The 17,096-nt window shown below is 61.9% G+C and carries 20 protein-coding genes; 8 read left to right on the forward strand and 12 right to left on the reverse strand.

Annotated elements, in window-relative coordinates; genetic code table 11:
• Positions 1-20: 20 nt before the first annotated feature.
• The 3 genes from HCF10_RS06170 to HCF10_RS06180 are packed head-to-tail and all read right to left on the reverse strand — an operon-like array spanning position 21 to position 2,685.
• Positions 21-995, reverse strand: coding sequence for a biotin-dependent carboxyltransferase family protein (locus HCF10_RS06170; protein ID WP_131697824.1), 975 nt, complete (start codon positions 993-995; stop codon positions 21-23).
• Positions 992-1,870, reverse strand: coding sequence for a 5-oxoprolinase subunit B family protein (locus HCF10_RS06175; RefSeq protein ID WP_131697825.1), 879 nt, complete (start codon positions 1,868-1,870; stop codon positions 992-994). The genes HCF10_RS06170 and HCF10_RS06175 overlap by 4 nt, the downstream gene beginning before the upstream one ends.
• Positions 1,871-1,929: 59 nt before the next feature.
• A complete protein-coding gene (locus HCF10_RS06180) occupies positions 1,930-2,685 on the reverse strand; it encodes a 5-oxoprolinase subunit PxpA (RefSeq protein WP_167655082.1) in 756 nt (251 codons plus the stop codon).
• A 104-nt stretch (positions 2,686-2,789) separates the two neighbouring features.
• Between HCF10_RS06180 and HCF10_RS06185 the strand changes: the two genes are divergently transcribed.
• Complete coding sequence (locus tag HCF10_RS06185; RefSeq protein ID WP_092488890.1) at positions 2,790-3,707, forward strand: LysR family transcriptional regulator; 918 nt, start codon at positions 2,790-2,792, stop codon at positions 3,705-3,707.
• Here the strand turns inward: HCF10_RS06185 and HCF10_RS06190 are convergent.
• A complete protein-coding gene (locus HCF10_RS06190) occupies positions 3,704-4,600 on the reverse strand; it encodes a LysR family transcriptional regulator (RefSeq protein WP_131697826.1) in 897 nt (298 codons plus the stop codon). The genes HCF10_RS06185 and HCF10_RS06190 overlap by 4 nt on opposite strands.
• Before the next feature lie 106 nt (positions 4,601-4,706).
• Between HCF10_RS06190 and HCF10_RS06195 the strand changes: the two genes are divergently transcribed.
• A complete protein-coding gene (locus tag HCF10_RS06195) occupies positions 4,707-5,465 on the forward strand; it encodes an SDR family NAD(P)-dependent oxidoreductase (protein ID WP_131697827.1) in 759 nt (252 codons plus the stop codon).
• Here the strand turns inward: HCF10_RS06195 and HCF10_RS06200 are convergent.
• Complete coding sequence (locus tag HCF10_RS06200) at positions 5,364-5,876, reverse strand: multidrug/biocide efflux PACE transporter (RefSeq protein WP_167655083.1); 513 nt, start codon at positions 5,874-5,876, stop codon at positions 5,364-5,366. The two genes, HCF10_RS06195 and HCF10_RS06200, sit on opposite strands and share 102 nt — an antisense overlap.
• Before the next feature lie 88 nt (positions 5,877-5,964).
• Between HCF10_RS06200 and HCF10_RS06205 the strand changes: the two genes are divergently transcribed.
• A complete protein-coding gene (locus tag HCF10_RS06205; protein WP_131697829.1) occupies positions 5,965-6,819 on the forward strand; it encodes a LysR family transcriptional regulator in 855 nt (284 codons plus the stop codon).
• A 124-nt stretch (positions 6,820-6,943) separates the two neighbouring features.
• Here HCF10_RS06205 and HCF10_RS06210 read toward each other — a convergent pair whose 3' ends face one another.
• Genes HCF10_RS06210 through HCF10_RS06225 form a run of 4 tightly spaced genes read right to left on the reverse strand, consistent with a single transcriptional unit; the run spans position 6,944 to position 9,490 of the window.
• Positions 6,944-8,167: an RNA polymerase sigma factor gene (locus HCF10_RS06210; protein ID WP_167655084.1), complete on the reverse strand. Its 1,224-nt coding sequence runs from the start codon at positions 8,165-8,167 to the stop codon at positions 6,944-6,946.
• Positions 8,164-8,643 carry an SRPBCC family protein gene (locus HCF10_RS06215; RefSeq protein WP_167655085.1) on the reverse strand — a complete coding sequence of 160 codons (480 nt, stop codon included), beginning with the start codon at positions 8,641-8,643 and terminating at the stop codon, positions 8,164-8,166. Before HCF10_RS06215 ends, HCF10_RS06210 begins: the two co-directional genes overlap by 4 nt.
• Before the next feature lie 39 nt (positions 8,644-8,682).
• Positions 8,683-9,027, reverse strand: a complete 345-nt coding sequence (locus HCF10_RS06220; RefSeq protein WP_145337907.1) for a YciI family protein — start codon at positions 9,025-9,027, stop codon at positions 8,683-8,685.
• A gap of 43 nt (positions 9,028-9,070) precedes the next feature.
• Positions 9,071-9,490, reverse strand: a complete 420-nt coding sequence (locus HCF10_RS06225; RefSeq protein WP_167655086.1) for a YybH family protein — start codon at positions 9,488-9,490, stop codon at positions 9,071-9,073.
• Positions 9,491-9,635: 145 nt separating this feature from the next.
• Between HCF10_RS06225 and HCF10_RS06230 the strand changes: the two genes are divergently transcribed.
• The gene (locus tag HCF10_RS06230; protein WP_167655087.1) at positions 9,636-10,145 is read left to right on the forward strand and encodes a GNAT family N-acetyltransferase; all 510 of its coding nucleotides are present in this window, start codon (positions 9,636-9,638) and stop codon (positions 10,143-10,145) included.
• 270 nt (positions 10,146-10,415) lie between these two features.
• Here HCF10_RS06230 and HCF10_RS06235 read toward each other — a convergent pair whose 3' ends face one another.
• Positions 10,416-10,895: a GyrI-like domain-containing protein gene (locus HCF10_RS06235; RefSeq protein WP_131697835.1), complete on the reverse strand. Its 480-nt coding sequence runs from the start codon at positions 10,893-10,895 to the stop codon at positions 10,416-10,418.
• 196 nt (positions 10,896-11,091) lie between these two features.
• Between HCF10_RS06235 and alaC the strand changes: the two genes are divergently transcribed.
• Positions 11,092-12,303: an alanine transaminase gene (alaC, locus tag HCF10_RS06240; RefSeq protein ID WP_032891031.1), complete on the forward strand. Its 1,212-nt coding sequence runs from the start codon at positions 11,092-11,094 to the stop codon at positions 12,301-12,303.
• Between the two features lie 97 nt (positions 12,304-12,400).
• On the opposite strand, the gene HCF10_RS06245 is transcribed toward alaC, so the two are convergent.
• Both HCF10_RS06245 and HCF10_RS06250 read right to left on the reverse strand, forming a co-directional pair.
• Positions 12,401-13,753: a GntP family permease gene (locus HCF10_RS06245; RefSeq protein WP_131697836.1), complete on the reverse strand. Its 1,353-nt coding sequence runs from the start codon at positions 13,751-13,753 to the stop codon at positions 12,401-12,403.
• Positions 13,754-13,837: 84 nt separating this feature from the next.
• The gene (locus HCF10_RS06250) at positions 13,838-14,371 is read right to left on the reverse strand and encodes a gluconokinase (protein WP_167655088.1); all 534 of its coding nucleotides are present in this window, start codon (positions 14,369-14,371) and stop codon (positions 13,838-13,840) included.
• A gap of 212 nt (positions 14,372-14,583) precedes the next feature.
• Between HCF10_RS06250 and HCF10_RS06255 the strand changes: the two genes are divergently transcribed.
• The 3 genes from HCF10_RS06255 (at position 14,584) to HCF10_RS06265 (ending at position 17,085) form a co-directional block, all read left to right on the forward strand.
• Positions 14,584-15,615 carry a LacI family DNA-binding transcriptional regulator gene (locus HCF10_RS06255; RefSeq protein ID WP_167655187.1) on the forward strand — a complete coding sequence of 344 codons (1,032 nt, stop codon included), beginning with the start codon at positions 14,584-14,586 and terminating at the stop codon, positions 15,613-15,615.
• 89 nt (positions 15,616-15,704) lie between these two features.
• Complete coding sequence (locus HCF10_RS06260; protein WP_131697839.1) at positions 15,705-16,337, forward strand: glutathione S-transferase family protein; 633 nt, start codon at positions 15,705-15,707, stop codon at positions 16,335-16,337.
• A gap of 10 nt (positions 16,338-16,347) precedes the next feature.
• Positions 16,348-17,085, forward strand: a complete 738-nt coding sequence (locus HCF10_RS06265; RefSeq protein WP_167655089.1) for an NAD-dependent epimerase/dehydratase family protein — start codon at positions 16,348-16,350, stop codon at positions 17,083-17,085.
• Positions 17,086-17,096: the final 11 nt, after the last annotated feature.

Raw genomic sequence — 17,096 nt, forward strand, 5'->3', positions numbered from 1 at the left:
ACATTTGGATGTGTGTCGTGTCAGTTGTTGAAGAGTCCCGCCATGGCCTTGAGCCGTTTCTTGTACACCCGCCGCGCCTCCAGCGCCTCCTCCAGAGTCACCGCCACAAACCCCGCCCGCTGGTTCGGCTGCATCTGCCCGATCAAGTCCAGGTCGGCACTGATCACCGTGCCGATCATCGCGTAACCACCGCCGGATACCGCATCGCGGTGCAGCACAATCGGCTCCAGCCCGGCCGGTACCTGGATCGAGCCAATCGGGTAGCAACTGTCGACGATATTCGACGGATCCGACCCCGCGCCAAACGGCTGCTCACGCGGCTGAAAGCTCAGCGCACTGCCGCCCTTGAAGCGATAGCCGATGCGGTCCGCCTCGGAACCGACCGTCCACGGCTCCGCAAAAAAACTGCTCTTGGCTCCCGCGGTCAAGCGCTCGTAATACAGCCCCGGCACCACGCGCAACGTGACATCACCGCCCACCGAGCGGCGCAACGCCATCGGCAAACTGTTGCCCGCACGTCCGAGACCGCTGGCGTCGCCGATGGGCAATTCATCGCCCTCCTGCAAGCGTCGGCCGTGGAAACCTCCGAGTGCACCGAGGGTGTAAGTGGAACGGCTGCCGAGCACCAACGGCACGTCAATGCCACCGGCGACGGCGAGGTAAGTGCGGGCACCTGCCTTGGGAAATTCGAAACGCAGCACCTGCCCGGCACGCACCTCAAAGGCGGTGTCCTGATGCACCACTTCACCGTCCAGGCGCGGCGACATCAATGCACCGCTGAGCGCGACCAGGGTATCTCGTTGAAACGCCAGTTCGGGCCCGATCAAGGTGCATTCCAGGCCGGCCGCCCCCACCGGGTTACCCACCAGATGGTTGGCTGCACTCAAGGCGTATTGGTCCAATGCACCCGATGGCGGAATGCCCAGGTGGTAATAACCTTCGCGGCCAAGGTCCTGCACAGAGGTGGCGAGGCCGGGTTTGAGAACCTTGATCATGCCAGCGCCTCCTGCAGGGTTTTCGGGTAGCCGATGGGGTCGGCGAGAAACGCATCGAGGGAAAATTCCACCGGGCGAATGCGCAGGTCGAAACGGCCTGCCTCCACCTCGGCAACGGCCAGGTCGTAGGCGTCCCGGTCGATAGGTTTGAATTGCACGATGTCACCCGGCCGGAAGAACACCATATGCGCCTTGAGGTAGGCCAACTGCTGGGCCGGGTCGTAGATCGGCGCGGGGGTCACGCCAAACATCTGGTAGCCGCCGGCGCCGCGCACCGAGTAGATGCAGCCGAAGCAACCGCCATGGCCGAGGGTCAGCTTCGGCGTGTCGGTGCGCGGGCGCAGGTACTTGGGCACCTGCAACTGCCGCTCGCGCTCGACCATCTGGAACATGAACGGCAAGCCCGCGACAAAGCCGACCATCGAGACAAACCACGGCGCGCCGCTGTGGGCGGCGATAAACGCTTCGACATCGGCCAGGCCATTGATGCGTGCGGCGTATTCCAGGTCGGTGGCGCTGGGGTCTTGATGGCGGTCGCGAAACCGCATCAGGGTTTCATGGGTCCAGGGGTCGTTATAGAGCACCGGGATTTCGATGATGCGTGTGTGCAGGGTGCGTTCGGCCACGGCCTGGGCTTCGGCGCTTTGCACAGCGTCGAGCAGCACATGGGGGGCGATGCGGTCGGGGTCGAAGCGAATCTGGAACGAGGCATTGGCCAGGCACACATCCAGCACGCCTTCCAGCGCCAGGCGCTCCACGGCACGGGTCACGGCCATGCCCTTGAAAAAAGCCTGCAGGGACATGCTCTCGCTGACTTCGGCAAACAGGTGCTCATCACCGCCGAAGCTGTAGCGGATGGGGGACGTTTCAGCCATGTCTGTTCCTCTTGGAATCGTTATAGAAAGGCAGGCAAAAAAGTAAATGTACGATCTTATTAGGGTGTTTTGACGGTGATGCCGGCCTGGTCCAACGCCTCACGGGTGGCTTCCACCAACTCCAGTGCGCCGGGGGTGTCGCTGTGCAGGCAGATGGAATCGAATTCGATAAACAGGTCTTCGCCTTCTACGGTACGCACCAGCCCCGTCTGACACGCCCTCAGGACACGGGCCGCGACCGTGGCCGGATCCAGCGCACGTACGTTGCGGGTAAACACAATGGAGCCGGTCAGATCGTACTCACGATCGGCATAGAATTCGCGCACCACCGGTTGCCCGAGTTCCTTGGCCACGCGCCAGATCACCGAGTTGGGCATGCAGTACAGCAACAGCGTCGGCTCGATGATTTGCAGGTTTTGTACCAGCAGGCGCGCGGCTTCTTCGTCGCGGGCCAGGTGCATGTAGAGCGCGCCGTGAGGCTTGATATGTTGCAGCGTCATGCCTTGGGCGCGGGCGATTTCGCGCAGGGCGCCCAGTTGGTAGAGCATGTCGTCGACCAGCTCCTGGGCCGGCGCATTGATATGCCGACGACCGAAGCCCACCAGGTCGCGAAAGCCCGGGTGTGCGCCGATGGCCACGCCCAGTTGCTTGGCGCGCGCGACGGTGCGGCGCATGGTGCCGGGGTCGCCGGCATGGAAGCCGGTGGCGATATTGGCCGAGCTGATATAGGCCATCAGCTCCGCGTCGACGCCGTCGCCGATGGTCCAGGGACCGAAGCCTTCGCCCATGTCTGAATTGAAATCCACTGCCTGCATCGGGGACGCTCCGCCAAAAGGTAATGCTCGAAAGTAGGCTGCGGCTTGACCCCTTGGGAAGATCTATTATCAGATGGCCTATCTTCTGAAAATCAGATAAAGCCATGTCCCTGACCTTGCGCCAAATCCGCTACTTCGTCGCCACCGCCGAAATCGGCCAGATTTCCCAGGCGGCGATTCACCTGAACATCTCCCAGTCTGCGGTGACCACGGCGATCAAGGAGCTGGAAGCCCTGCTTGGCGTGCAGCTATTTGTGCGCTCGGCCCAGGGCATGAACCTGACCGATGCCGGGCGGCACTTTCTCAACCGCGCCTACGTGATTGTGCGCAGTGTCGACGACGCGCTGAACAGCCCGTTGCCCGACTACCGCGCCAGCGGCGTGCTGCGCCTGGCGGCCAGCTACACGGTGCTGGGTTACTTCCTGCCCCACCACTTGCAGCGCATGGAGCACTGGCACCCGGATGTGACGCTGGAGGTGTTCGAGCAGGAGCGCCAGGCCATCGAACAGGGCCTGCTCGACGGCCAGTTCGACATGGCCGTGGTCCTCACCGCAAACCTCACCCACCCGGCGATCGTCTCGGAGATCCTGTTCAACTCGGAACGTCGTTTATGGCTGCCCAGCCATCACCCATTGTGCGAACGCGGCGCCGTGAGCCTGGCGGATGTGGCGCAGGAGCCGTACATCCTGCTCACCGTCGATGAGGCCGAACACAGCGCCATGCGTTATTGGGAACAGGCCGGGCAAGCGCCCAAGGTGCGGCTGCGCACCAGTTCGGTGGAGGCGGTGCGCAGCATGGTCGCCAATGGCAGCGGCGTGGCGATCCTGTCGGACCTGGTGCACCGGCCCTGGTCGCTGGAAGGCAAGCGCATCGAAACCCTGACCGTCACCGACCCCGTCACGCCCATGAGCGTCGGCCTGGCCTGGCACCGCGAGCGCGCCTTCACCCCGGCAATGCAGGCGTTTCGCGATTACTTCCACGACGCGTTCCTGGCGCCGCAACAGCTGTCGGCGCGGCGTTAAAGCTGCGAATGCAGGATGGCCGCCAACCAGTCCATGAACACCCGCACCCGCAGCGGCAAATGCCGTTGTCCGGCGTAGAGCAGGGACACATCCAGCGACGGGGCCGGATAGTCCGGCAGGAACGCCACCAGCTCCCCGCTCGCCAATTCTTCGCCCATGCCCAGGGCCGGTGCCTGAATAATCCCGAAACCGCCCAGGCAGGCAGACTTGTAAGCATCGGTGCTGTTGACCGTGACCCGCCCGGCCATGGGGATGCGCAGCACCTTGTTGCCCTGCACGTACTCAAACCCCGCCGAGCGTGAACCCAACGGCCGCACGTAATGCACCAGGTGGTGATCGGCCAGGTCGGCCAGGGTCTGCGGCACGCCGTAGCGTTGCAGGTAGGTGGCGCTCGCGCAATTGATCATCGGCATGCTGCACAGCAGCCGCGCCACCACGCTCTGGTCCGGCTGCGCCCCCACGCGCAGCACACAATCGAAGCCCTCGGCGAGCAGGTCGACCTGGCGGTCGGTGGTGCTGATCTCCAGCTCGATCAGCGGGTGCGCGTCCATGAATTGCGGCAAACGCGGCAGGATCAAGTCCCGCGCCATCACGTTAGGCATGTCCACCCGAATCCGTCCGGCCAGTTGCGCTTCGTCCTGGCGAAACAGCCCTTCGAGTTCTTCCATGTGCGCGAGCAAATCCTTGCTGCGCTCATACAGCACGCGGCCGTCCTGGGTGGCCTGCACCTTGCGCGTGGTGCGCTGCAACAGGCGTGCGCCGAGCAGTTCTTCCAGTGCCTGCACATGCTCCGACACGGTGGAGCGCGGCAGGCCCAGGCTCTCGCCGGCGCCGGTGAAACTCGACAGCTCAGTGACGCGCACAAAGGTGCGCAGCAGCTCCAGTTTGTTCATGGGATTGTTCGCCTTATTCGGCCAGTGATTCCGGTTTAGCGCTATTTATCACGTTATGAGCGGACAAATACACTTCTTCCCACAGTCACTCACCGAGGAAAACACCATGACCCGTAAGATCGCATTGATCACCGGCGCCAGCCGCGGCCTGGGCAAAAACGCCGCGCTGCACCTGGCGGCACAAGGCGTCGACATCATCGGCACTTATCACAGCAAGGCCGATGAAGCGCAGGCATTGGTCGCACAGATCGAACAGCTGGGCGGCCGTGCTGCCATGCTGAAACTGGATGTGGGACAAAGCGCGACGTTCGGTGATTTTGTCGACGACGTTGCTGGGGTACTCAAGGAAGTTTTCGCACAGGACCACTTCGATTTTCTGATCAACAACGCCGGTATCGGCATTCACGCCAGCTTTGCCGAGACCACCGAAGCGCAGTTCGATCAGTTGGTGGCGATCCAATTCAAGGGCCCGTTTTTCCTGACCCAACAGCTGTTGCCGTTGATCCGCGACGGCGGCCGCATCCTCAATGTCTCCAGTGGCCTGACGCGCTTCAGCCTGCCTGGCTACGCCGCCTACGCCGCGATGAAAGGCGCGATGGACGTGTTGACCCGCTACCAGGCCAAAGAACTGGGCGGCCGTGGCATCAGCGTTAACATCCTGGCCCCCGGCGCGATTGAAACCGACTTCGGAGGCGGTGCGGTGCGCGATAACGCCGAGCTCAACGCCATGGTCGCCAGCAATACCGCTTTGGGCCGCGCGGGGTTACCGGATGATATTGGCGGAGCCATCGCCAGCCTGCTCGCCGACGGTAGCGCCTGGATCACGGGCCAGCGAATCGAGGCGTCGGGCGGCATGTTTCTGTAGGAGCTTGTCGCGCAGCACGTCATACCCCCAGTGATACACATAGGTGTACGGCAGGAAAAACAGCAGTACGCCTATGTCGAGGATAAACGCCTGCACCAGGCTGATGTTCAGCCAGGCAGCAATCAGCGGCACGCACACCAGAATCAATCCACCTTCAAACATCAAGGCATGCAGCACTCGGGTCCAGCCGTTGTTGGCCAGTTGCAGGCGCGCCTTGAGTCGGTCGAACAGGCCATTGAAAATCACGTTCCAGGTCAGCGCCAACAGGCTGATCGCCAGGGTGACCATGCCCATCTCCAGGGCGGGCTTGTCCATGATCCACGCCAGTAAGGGGGTGCAGATCAACAACGCCAGGGCTTCGAAACCAATGGCCTGGCAAACGCGTTCAGTAATCGACTTAGTGGGGTTCATGACCCGGCTCCGTGAGTGACGATGGTTGCCATCATTAGCCCTTGACTCGATACTTCATAACCAATAACCATCGATCAAGGCGATAGTCATGGCCTCTAACGAAGTGCTGCAGGCATTTGTGCAGGCGGCCACCCAAGGCTCGTTTTCGGCGGCGGCGCGCAAGCTCGGCAAGAGCCAGTCCACCGTCAGCGCAGCCGTGGCAAGCCTGGAGATTGACCTGGATGTGGTGCTGTTTGATCGCAGCAGCCGTAAGCCGACACTGACGCCAGCGGGCCATGTGTTGCTGCAACGGGCCGAGCAGGTGCTGGAGGCCAGTAGTCGGCTGGAATTGGCGGCGAGCCAGTTGGCCCAGGGGTTGGAGCCGAAGCTGAGTATCGCCATGTCGGATACCTACCAGTCCGACCGTTTCGAGGTCGCCCTCAGCGCGTTTGAACAACGCTACCCGGACCTTGAGCTGGAATGCCTGATCGCCGAATGCGAAGACCTGATCGCCCTGGTCCAAAGTGGTCGGGCGCAGATCGCGTTTATTGAACACCAGGAAGCGTACCCGCCAGACCTGACCCGCGCGCCCGTGGACGAGCGCACGGAAATCGCCCTGTTCGTGTCACCGAAACATCCGCTGGCGGGCGTTGATACCCTCACCGCGCACGCCCTGCAACAGCACCGCGAATTGCGCCTGGCAAGCATCATCAACCCGAATGAAATCCGTGCCAACGGCCGCGTCTGGTCGGCCCCCAGTTACCTGATGCTGTTGGAGATGGCCCAGTTGGGTTTCGGCTGGGCACCGATTCCGCGCTGGCTGGTGGAACGCTTTGGTGGCGGGCAACTGGTCGAACTCAAGGCACGCGGTTGGCCGCGTTCGGTGGCCGTGGATGCACTGTGGTCACGCCACCATCCGCCGGGGCCGGCGGGGAGCTGGTTGCTGGGGAAGATGTTGGAGTGATTTTTTTCAGACAATTGAGATTAATGTGAGAGGGGGCTTGCCCCCGATGACGGTGGGTCAGTAACCCAATACAGCGACTGACACCCTGCTATCGGGGGCAAGCCCCCTCCCACATTTTTGATCTTCATTGCTTGGGGAGATTGAGTTCGGCCAGGCGGTGTTCAAGGAAATGCTTTTCCGGGATTTGCCGGGTCAGTGACAGGGCTTTTTCGTAGGCTGTCCGGGCCTCTTCCACCCGCCCCAACTGCCGGCAAAACTCGCCCCGCGCCGAATGCGCCAGTTGGTAATCCAGCAATTCCCCACGCGCCAGAATGCCTTCCACCAACTGCAACCCCGCCAGCGGCCCTTCGCGCATGGCCACCGCCACGGCGCGGTTCAACTCGATCACCGGCGACGGCATGGCCCTGAGCAATACATCGTAGAGCCCGATAATCTGCGGCCAATCCGTTTCCCCGGCGTTGGGTGCCTCGGCATGCACCGCTGCAATCGCCGCCTGCAGGCAATACGGGCCAAAACCACGTTGGGTCAGTGCCTGCTCCACCAGCGCACAACCTTCAGCCATCAAGCACACATCCCACCGCGAACGGTCCTGCTCATCCAACAACACCAGTTCGCCGCTGGCCGAGGTGCGCGCCGCGCGGCGGGATTCGTGCAACAGCATCAGCGCCAGCAGGCCCATCACTTCCGGCTCCGGCAGCAATTCCAGGAGCAGGCGGCCGAGGCGAATGGCTTCGCGGGTCAGTTCCTCACGCGTGAGGTCCGCGCCCATGGACGCCGAATAGCCTTCGTTGAAGACCAGGTAAATCACGCGCAGCACGCTGTCGAGGCGCTCGGGCAGCTCGGCCAGTGACGGCACTTGATAGGGGATTTTGGCCTCGCGAATCTTGCCCTTGGCGCGCACGATGCGCTGGGCGATGGTGGCCGGGGTGGCCAGAAAGGCGCGGGCGATTTCTTCGGTGGTGAGGTCGCAGATCTCACGCAAGGTCAGCGCCGCCTGGGCGTCGGCCGCCAACGCTGGGTGGCAGCAGGTGAAGATCAGGCGCAGGCGGTCGTCTTCCACGTCCTCAACGCTCCAGTCGGCGGCTTCCAGTGCGTCGGCCTGCGCCTGCAACAAGGGCGCGAAACGGGCTTGGCGGCGCAGGCGGTCGATGGCCTTGAAGCGCCCGGTCGACACCAGCCAGGCCCGTGGGTTGTCCGGCACACCGTCCTGCTGCCAGCGTTCGACCGCAACGAAGAAGGCCTCGTGCAAGGCCTCTTCGGCGAGGTCGAAATCACCGAGCAGGCGGATCAGCGTAGCCAGGACGCGCCGGGATTCGCTGCGGTAAATGGCCTCGATTGCAGACGTCAATCAGGCATGCCCTGGGTCACCAGCGTCACCAGGCGGTCCAGGCTCTGGCCCCATCCGTCGTGAAAGCCCATGGCCTCGTGGGCCTGTTTGTCTTCAGCGCTCCAGTGCATGGCGCGGGCGGTGTAGATAGTCTTGTTGCCCTCGACTTCCTGCAGGGTCACTTCAGCGGTCATGAACGGTTTGCCCGAAGGGATCCAGCCCGGCGTATAGGCGTCGGTAAACACCAGGCGCCGAGGGGCGACGATCTCCAGGAACACGCCCTGGGTCGGGTACTCACTGCCATCCGGCGCACGCATCAGGGTGCGAAACAGGCCACCGACCCACAGATTCATTTCGCACTCGGGGGTGGTCATGCCATGGGGCCCCCACCATTGCTGCAGCAAGGCGGGTTCGGTCCAGGCGCGGAATACACGGCTGCGCGGTGCATCGATCACACGGCTGATGGACAGTTCAAATTCGGCAGGTTGCGTAGGCATGGGTAAACCTCCTGAATCTTATGCTTATGGTTGTTGAGTTCAGAGATTCAATTCGCGCACGGGGCGCACTTCCACACTGCCGACCCGGGCGGCCGGAATGCCACCGGCCACTTGGATCGCTTCATTCAAGTCCCGCGCCTCGATCAGATAGAACCCGGCGAGCTGTTCCTTGGTTTCGGCAAACGGCCCGTCGGTGATCGACAGCTTGCCGTTGCGCATGCGCACGGTGGTGGCGCTGCTTACCGACTCCAACGGCTCAGCGGCGAGCATCCGGCCGCTGTCCTGGATGGCCTGCGCGTAGGCGAAACACTCCGGGTCTGCGGGGCTGTCCGGCGAGGTGTGCATCACCTGTTCGTTGCTGTAGATCAGGCAGAGGTATTTCATGTGCGTCTCCGTTTTCGCAACTATTGACTATAGTTCGCAGCACTCAAGGTTTCAGGTCGAACAGTGCCGTGCCACTTGCCATGTCAAACGGCGCCGACCAATGCTCATGCACCACCTTCCAGTCGCCGTTGAAGCATTGATAACCGGCCGTCACCCGCATCCAGCAGGCCTTCACTTCACCGTCCGGCCCGGCGCCGCCGCAGTGGGCCAGCCAGTGGGCGAATGCGCTGTCCCGGGACTCGACGATACGCAGTTCGTGGAACTCGAAAATACCTGGGCCAGGGCAGTGTTCCATGCAGGCTTCCCAGTGCGCACGGTAGGCGGCCTTGCCTTTGAATTGCAGGGCGGTCACGGCGTCGAACGAGACGATATCGTCGGCGTAATAGCTGACAATCTTATCGATATTCCGCGAAAGCACGGCGTGCTTCCATTCTTCGATCAGGGTGTTGATTGCGGTACTCATGGCGATACTCCTTCGGGTTGGAAAATCACGGAAGACACCCTTAGTCGAACGGCCTGCGGGCAAATCGACAGCCCGTTGAAAAATAATATCGTCCAGCACAAAACCGCTAGACTGCGCCCTTCTTTGCAGCTGTTCGGACACGCCGATGCAAACCCGCCTTGTCGCTTACGAGACGCTGAATGCTGTGCAACAACAGCACGTCAGCGCCATCGAAGTTCACCCTGAGCAGTTGCCGTTTTCCGGCGACATGTATTGCGCCCTCAACTCGCTGCTGGCCAAGCCCAGCCCCGGCGTCAAGGGCTTTGCCCTGCTGGCCGACGACATTCCGGTGGCCTTCCTCCTGCTTAAACGCCCGCCCTGCCTGCCCCATTGGGCCGATGAACACAGCGCGACGCTGCATGCGTTGCAGGTGGATCGGCAGCAGCAAGGGCGTGGATTCGGCAAGGCGTGCTTGCAGGCGCTGCCGGCTGCGGCATTGCAGGCGTGGCCGCAGATCAAGGCGCTGGAGTTGTCGGTGGACACGCACAATGTGGCGGCGATGGGGTTGTATCTGGGGGCTGGATGGGTGGACAGCGGGGAGGCGTATAAGGGACGGATTGGGTATGAGCGGAGGTTGAGGTGGGTGTTGGGTCGAAACGGTGTTGGCCTGCTTTAAATGTCACGTATAGATGACTTACCCGATAAAAAGTAATGAATATGTGACATGAATATTTCAGTTATCGCTCAGCAACCCGACAGCCAAGTTAGCGCCATGCGTCTTAACCATGGCTCTGCCGAGGGGCGTGCTCCCGATGGGCTGCGCAGCAGCCCTATTCAGTGCTGCCGCATTCTTCCGGGTGAACCGCAGCGGTAGGTTTTGGGGCCGCTGCGCAGCCCAACGCGGGGCGAGCCCGCTCGCCACAGAGGGACGTGTTCAACCAGCCGGTTACTTGGCTTCCACAGGCAACCAGATCTCCACCGTGCCCGTGCCCTTGCGCCCATCAAAATCCGCGCTATAGCGCTCGAAATCCGCCCCCGCCACCTTGTAGCCCGAGTGCGGCAACCACTCGAACATGATGCGCTCGTAGGTCTGCTCCAATGCCTGCACCGGGCCATAGTGCGGGAACACGGCGTAGCGGTGCGCAGGCAGTTCGACGAACTCGAAGTTGCTCGGCACATCGCCTTTGGACGGTACTTCCACCCCGGCCATGTAATCGAATTCACCGTGGCTGGGGTTATGGCAAACGCCGTAGGTCACACCGCCGACGCGTTTCTTGATGTGTTTTACGCTTTCGTCGAACACACTCCACAACTTGGGGATATCCCCCACGGTCGCCTTCGAATAACGCCCTTGTACCCCGGCGATCACCAGGGACTTGCCCTCTTCCATGCGTGGCTCTAACGGTTGTTTTGTCTGCTGATCCATCTGAACAGTCTCCTTCTTATGAGGGAACAAACCCGTATCGAGTATAGGGGCATATCCTTGCAGTACTCCATGTAGAAAATTTTCCTACGCATCTGGACAACTGGCCATCATCGACCGTATTGTCTGCCCCGCAGGCCACCGCAGTGGCCGACGTCGCTCGGACGGTTCCGGGCGCTTACGTACTCTCGAGGCAACAATGGCCGACCAAGGTTCGCCGCGCCGCTTTGCGCGCATAGATCGACTCCCCCCTTACGTTTTCAATATCACTGCCGAGCTGAAGATGGCTGCGCGTCGGCGCGGCGAAGACATCATCGACTTGAGCATGGGTAACCCCGACGGCGCCACGCCTCCCCATATCGTGGAGAAAATGGTTACCGTCGCCCAGCGTGAAGACACCCACGGCTACTCCACCTCCAAAGGCATTCCGCGTCTGCGCCGGGCGATTTCGCGCTGGTACAAAGACCGCTACGAAGTGGACATCGACCCCGAAACCGAAGCCATCGTGACCATCGGTTCCAAGGAAGGCCTGGCGCATTTGATGCTGGCGACCCTGGACCAGGGCGACACGGTACTGGTGCCCAACCCGAGCTACCCGATTCATATCTACGGTGCCGTGATTGCCGGCGCCCAGGTGCGTTCGGTACCGCTGATTCCTGGCGTGGACTTCTTCGCCGAGCTGGAACGGGCGATCCGCGGCTCGATCCCCAAGCCGAAGATGATGATCCTCGGCTTCCCGTCCAACCCGACCGCGCAGTGTGTGGAGCTGGATTTTTTCGAACGGGTGATCGCCCTGGCCAAGCAGTACGACGTGCTGGTGGTGCATGACCTGGCCTACGCCGACATCGTCTACGACGGCTGGAAAGCCCCATCGATCATGCAAGTGCCGGGCGCCAAGGACATTGCGGTGGAGTTTTTCACCCTGTCCAAGAGCTACAACATGGCCGGCTGGCGCATCGGTTTCATGGTAGGCAACCCGGAACTGGTCAACGCCCTGGCACGGATCAAGAGCTACCACGACTACGGCACCTTCACCCCGCTGCAAGTCGCCGCGATTGCTGCGTTGGAAGGCGACCAGCAGTGCGTGAAGGACATCGCCGAGCAGTACCGCCAGCGCCGCAATGTGCTGGTCAAGGGCCTGCATGAGCTGGGCTGGATGGTGGAGAATCCCAAGGCGTCGATGTACGTCTGGGCGAAGATCCCGGAAGCGTATGCCGCCATGGGTTCGCTGGAGTTTGCCAAGAAGCTGCTGCTGGAAGCGAAGGTCTGTGTATCGCCGGGGATTGGGTTTGGCGAGTATGGGGATGATCATGTGCGCTTTGCGCTGATCGAGAACCAGGACCGGATTCGCCAGGCGGTGCGGGGGATTCGCGGGATGTTCCGGGCGGATGGGCTGGTCGCTAAAGCCTGACCCGATCCACCTGAACAAATGTGGTCAAAATGTGGGAGGGGGCTTGCCCCCTCCCACATTTGCATTGGGTTTTCACCCTTGCCTTGTGGTGTGTCGGTTAGACCACCAACGACAGCAGCATGATAAAGATCAGTGCCACAATGGAGAGGATGGTCTCCATCGCCGTCCAGGTCTTGAAGGTCTCGGCCACGGTCATGTTGAAGTACTGCTTCACCAGCCAGAACCCCGCATCGTTGACGTGAGACAGGATCAACGAACCCGCCCCCGTCGCCAACACCAGCAGCTCACGGTTAACCCCGGGAATCATCCCCACCACCGGCACCACGATGCCCGCGCCGGTAATGGTCGCCACGGTGGCCGAACCGGTCGCCACACGAATCACCGCCGCCACCAGCCACGCCAGCAGGATCGGGTTGATCTGCGCGTTCACCGCCATATGGCCGATCACGTCACCCACGCCGCTGGTCACCAGCATCTGCTTGAAGCCACCACCGGCACCGATGATCAGGATGATCGCGGCGGTCGGCGCAAGGCTGGCATCGAGCAGCTTGAGGATCTGCTTGGAGTGGATGCCCTGGCGGCTGCCAAAGGTGTACAGCGACAGCAGCAACGCCAGCAGCAAGGCGGTGATCGGGTGACCGATCATGTCCATCCAGTTGCGCACCACATTGCCTTCGGCAAAGGCGATGTCGGCGAAGGTTTTGAGCAGCATCAGGAACACCGGCAACAGCACGGTGACCAGGGTGATACTGAAGCTCGGCAGGTTTTTGTTCTCAGGCTCGCGGGCCAGTTGGTCGACCAGTTCCTGGGACGGGTTGCCCGGGATGTACTTGGCGATAAACGTACCAAAGATCGGGCCAGCGATGATGGCTGTCGGCAGCGCGACGATCAGGCCGTACAGGATGGTCTTGCCGATGTCGGCGCCAAACACGCCGATGGCCAGCAGCGGGCCCGGGTGCGGCGGCACCAGGCCGTGGACTGCCGACAGGCCGGCGAGCAGCGGGATGCCGATCTTGATCAGCGACACGCCGGTGCGGCGCGCAACGATAAACACCAGCGGGATCAGCAGCACAAAGCCGATCTCGAAGAACAGCGGAATGCCCACCAGGAACGCGGCGAACATCATGGCCCACTGGACCTTGTCCTTGCCGAAGGCGCGGATCAGGGTCTGGGCGATCTGATCGGCGCCGCCGGATTCGGCCATCATCTTGCCGAGCATGGTGCCCAGCGCGAGGATGATGCCGACAAAGCCGAGCACCCCGCCAAAACCGTCCTGGAACGCCTTGATGATCTTGTCCACCGGCATGCCCGAGGTCAGGCCGAGGAAGCCTGCCGCGATGATCAGCGCAATGAACGGGTGAACCTTGAACCGAGTGATCAAGACGATCAGCCCGATGATGGTAACGACTGCATCTAACAGCAGGTACGACTCGTGGGACATGCCAAACATGGGGGGTCTCTCCTGTTTGTTGTTGTTATTAAAGCGGGTGTTGAATTTCCTGCCGGGGATAGCGCTATCTCTTCCGGCAAAAAATCAGTTGGATGGTTCAAAACCGTGCTTCAGCCACCAGGCGTTGGTCTGCTCGGCCAGCGCCTCGACGCTGTCTTCGCTGGCGTTGAGGGCCAGGGTCAGCGGCTCGCCTTTGGGCGATTCAAGAGTGGCGAACTGGCTGTCGATGAGGCTTGCCGGCATGAAATGGCCGGGGCGATGGGACACGCGGTCGGCGGCGACTTCGCGGGTCAGCTCCAGGAATACAAAGCCCAGGCCCGGCGCGGCTTCGCGCAGGTGGTCGCGGTATTTCTTTTTCAGCGCGGAGCAGGTGAGTACCGGGTGTTCACCGGCTTTGAGCGAACGGCGCAGTTCATCGCACAGGATGTCGAGCCAGCCGGCGCGGTCGTCGTCGTTGAGGGGGTGGCCGGCGCTCATCTTTTCGATGTTCGCGGCAGGGTGAAAGCTGTCGCCTTCAATGGCGGTGGCGCCGTTCAACTGGCACAGGGCCTCGCTGACACTGGTCTTGCCACAGCCGGCAACACCCATGATGACCAGGGCGGTAACAGGTTGACTCATGGAACACCTCAAGACGCAGATAGCGCTACCTTTGCACGCTGTAAGGCGAGTGCAAAAACAGGCTTTTCCCGCGCCGTCTTGTCATTTTTATGGAGTGACGCGTGCATCCGCTCCAATCATTTGAACCGGATCAGGCAACCCAAAGTTCAATAATTTGCAGCCTTTTGGAGACAGCGCTACCTTAGTGCCTCGATTTTTGTTTGGCAAGCCGCCTGATGACCTCTAAGAACGATAAAAATACCCGCACCACCGGTCGCCCTACCCTCAATGAAGTCGCGCGCCTGGCCGGCGTCAGCCCGATTACCGCCTCCCGCGCGCTGCGCGGCATCAGCACCGTCGCCATCGAACTGGTGGAAAAAGTCCAGCACGCCGCTGCCGAACTCAACTACGTGGTCAACCCCGCCGCCCGCGCCCTGGCGTCGGCCCAGAGCCATTCGGTGGTGGTATTGGTGCCGTCGTTGTCCAACCTGCTGTTTATCGAAACCCTTGAAGCCATTCACCAGGTACTGCGGCCTAAGGGCTTTGAAGTGCTGATCGGCAACTCCCACTATTCGCGCGACGAAGAAGAAAACCTGCTGCGCAACTACATGGCCTACCAGCCCCGCGGGTTGCTGCTGACCGGCTTCGATCGCACCGAAAGCGCCCGACGGATGGTCGAGGCCAGCAATGTGCCGTGTGTGTACATGATGGACCTCGACCCCAACGCCGGCGTGAATTGCGTGGGCTTCTCGCAGTTGGCGGCGGGTGAAACGGCCGCCGCGCATTTGATCTCACGGGGGCGCAAGCGCCTGGCGTATATCGGCGCGCAACTGGACCAACGCACCCTGCTGCGTGGCGAAGGCTTCCGCCGGGCACTGCAACAGGCCGGCCTGTACGACCCGGCGCTGGAACTGCTGACACCACGCCCCTCCTCGGTGGGCCTGGGCGGCGAACTGTTCCTGCAACTGCTGGCGGCCCATCCGGATGTGGATGCGATCTTCTTCGGCAACGACGACCTGGCCCAGGGCGCGCTGCTCGAAGCCATGCGCCACGGCATCAAAGTGCCAGAGCGCGTGGCGGTGCTGGGCTTCAACGACTTGCCGGCGTCGTCGTTCATGGTGCCGCGCCTGAGCAGCATCAGCACGCCCCGGGAAGCGATTGGGCGGCGGGCGGCGGAGCATTTGTTGACGATCATGGCGGGCAACAAGATCGCCAAGCCGGTGGTGGATATGGGGTTTGAGTTGCAGGTGCGGGAAAGCACGTAGGCCCACATTTCGAGCCCGCCCGCTCGGTGGCATCGCCGTAGCTTCTCCCTCCTGCTAGATTGGCTGTTCTCCACCGCAAGGAAAGCACCATGGCACACTCACTGAAAATCCTGGGTCGCACGTCCTCCATCAACGTACGCAAAGTGCTCTGGACCTGTCAGGAACTGGGCATCGACTATGTGCGCGAAGACTGGGGCATCGGCTTCCAGCCCACCCAGTCCGCCGAATTCCTCGCCCTGAACCCCAACGCGCAGATACCGGTGCTGATCGACGACCACGGCGTGCTGTGGGAATCCAATACCATCTGCCGCTACCTCGTGGGGCTTTACCAACGCCACGACCTGCTGCCCGTCGAGCCCGCACCACGGGCCCGGGTCGAGCAGTGGATCGACTGGCAGGCCGTCGAACTCAATCGTGCCTGGGGCGATGCCTTCACCGCCCTGGTACGCAATAACCCGGACGGCCTGGACGCGGCACAGATTGCTGCCGCCGTGCAACTCTGGAACGACAAGATGGGCATCCTCGAGCAACAGTTGGCGAGGACCGGCGCCTTTGTTGCCGGCGATGAATTCACCCTCGCCGACATCCTCATCGGCCTCTCGGTGCACCGCTGGCAGATGACGCCGATGGAGCGCCCGGCCTACCCCGCCATTGCCGCCTACTACCAGCGCCTCGGCCAGCACCAGGGCTTCCAGCTCTTCGCCCTCGACGGTCACAACTAAGGACATGCACGTGAAAGGACTCACCGTACTGCTCACCGGCGCCTGCGGCAGAATCGGCAAGACGTTTTTCGACGCCTCGAAAGACCGCTACCGTTTCACCCTCACAGACCGCATCGCGCCGGATTTCGATTTGGGCGAACACCGCTTCGTACATGCCGACCTCAGCGACAAAGCCGCCCTGGCCAGCCTGCTCGAAGGTATCGACGTGATCGTGCACCTGTCGGGCATCCCCCACGCCAGCGCCTCGTTCGACGAACTGCTGCCGAACAATATCCTCGCCACCACCTACCTGTTCGAAGCCGCCGTGGCTGCGGGTGTGCAACGCCTGGTATTCGCCAGCAGTGCACAAACCATCGAAGGCTATCCGGTAGACCGGCAGATCACCCCAGGCATGCCGGTGATGCCCGCCAACCTGTATGGCGTGAGCAAATGCTACGGCGAAGCGCTGTGTGGCTACTACGCGGCAAAAACCCCGCTGTCGACGATTGCCCTGCGCATCGGCGCCTTCGAATTCGTGGAAACCCACGACCTGAACAACGCCCGTGACCTCAGTGCCTGGCTCAGCCCGCGGGATGCGGTGCACCTGCTGCAGCGTTCAGTGGAGGCCGAAGGCGTGAAACACCTGATCGCCCACGGCATTTCCAATAACCGCTTCAAGCGCCTGGACCTGAGCGAAACCACGCGGGTGTTGGGTTACCATCCGCTGGACGATGCATTTCAGACCTTCGATATCCCCATCACTGACTGAGTTTTTCCCGC

The sequence above is a fragment of the Pseudomonas sp. B14(2022) genome (assembly GCF_012030485.1).
Classification (GTDB): domain Bacteria; phylum Pseudomonadota; class Gammaproteobacteria; order Pseudomonadales; family Pseudomonadaceae; genus Aquipseudomonas.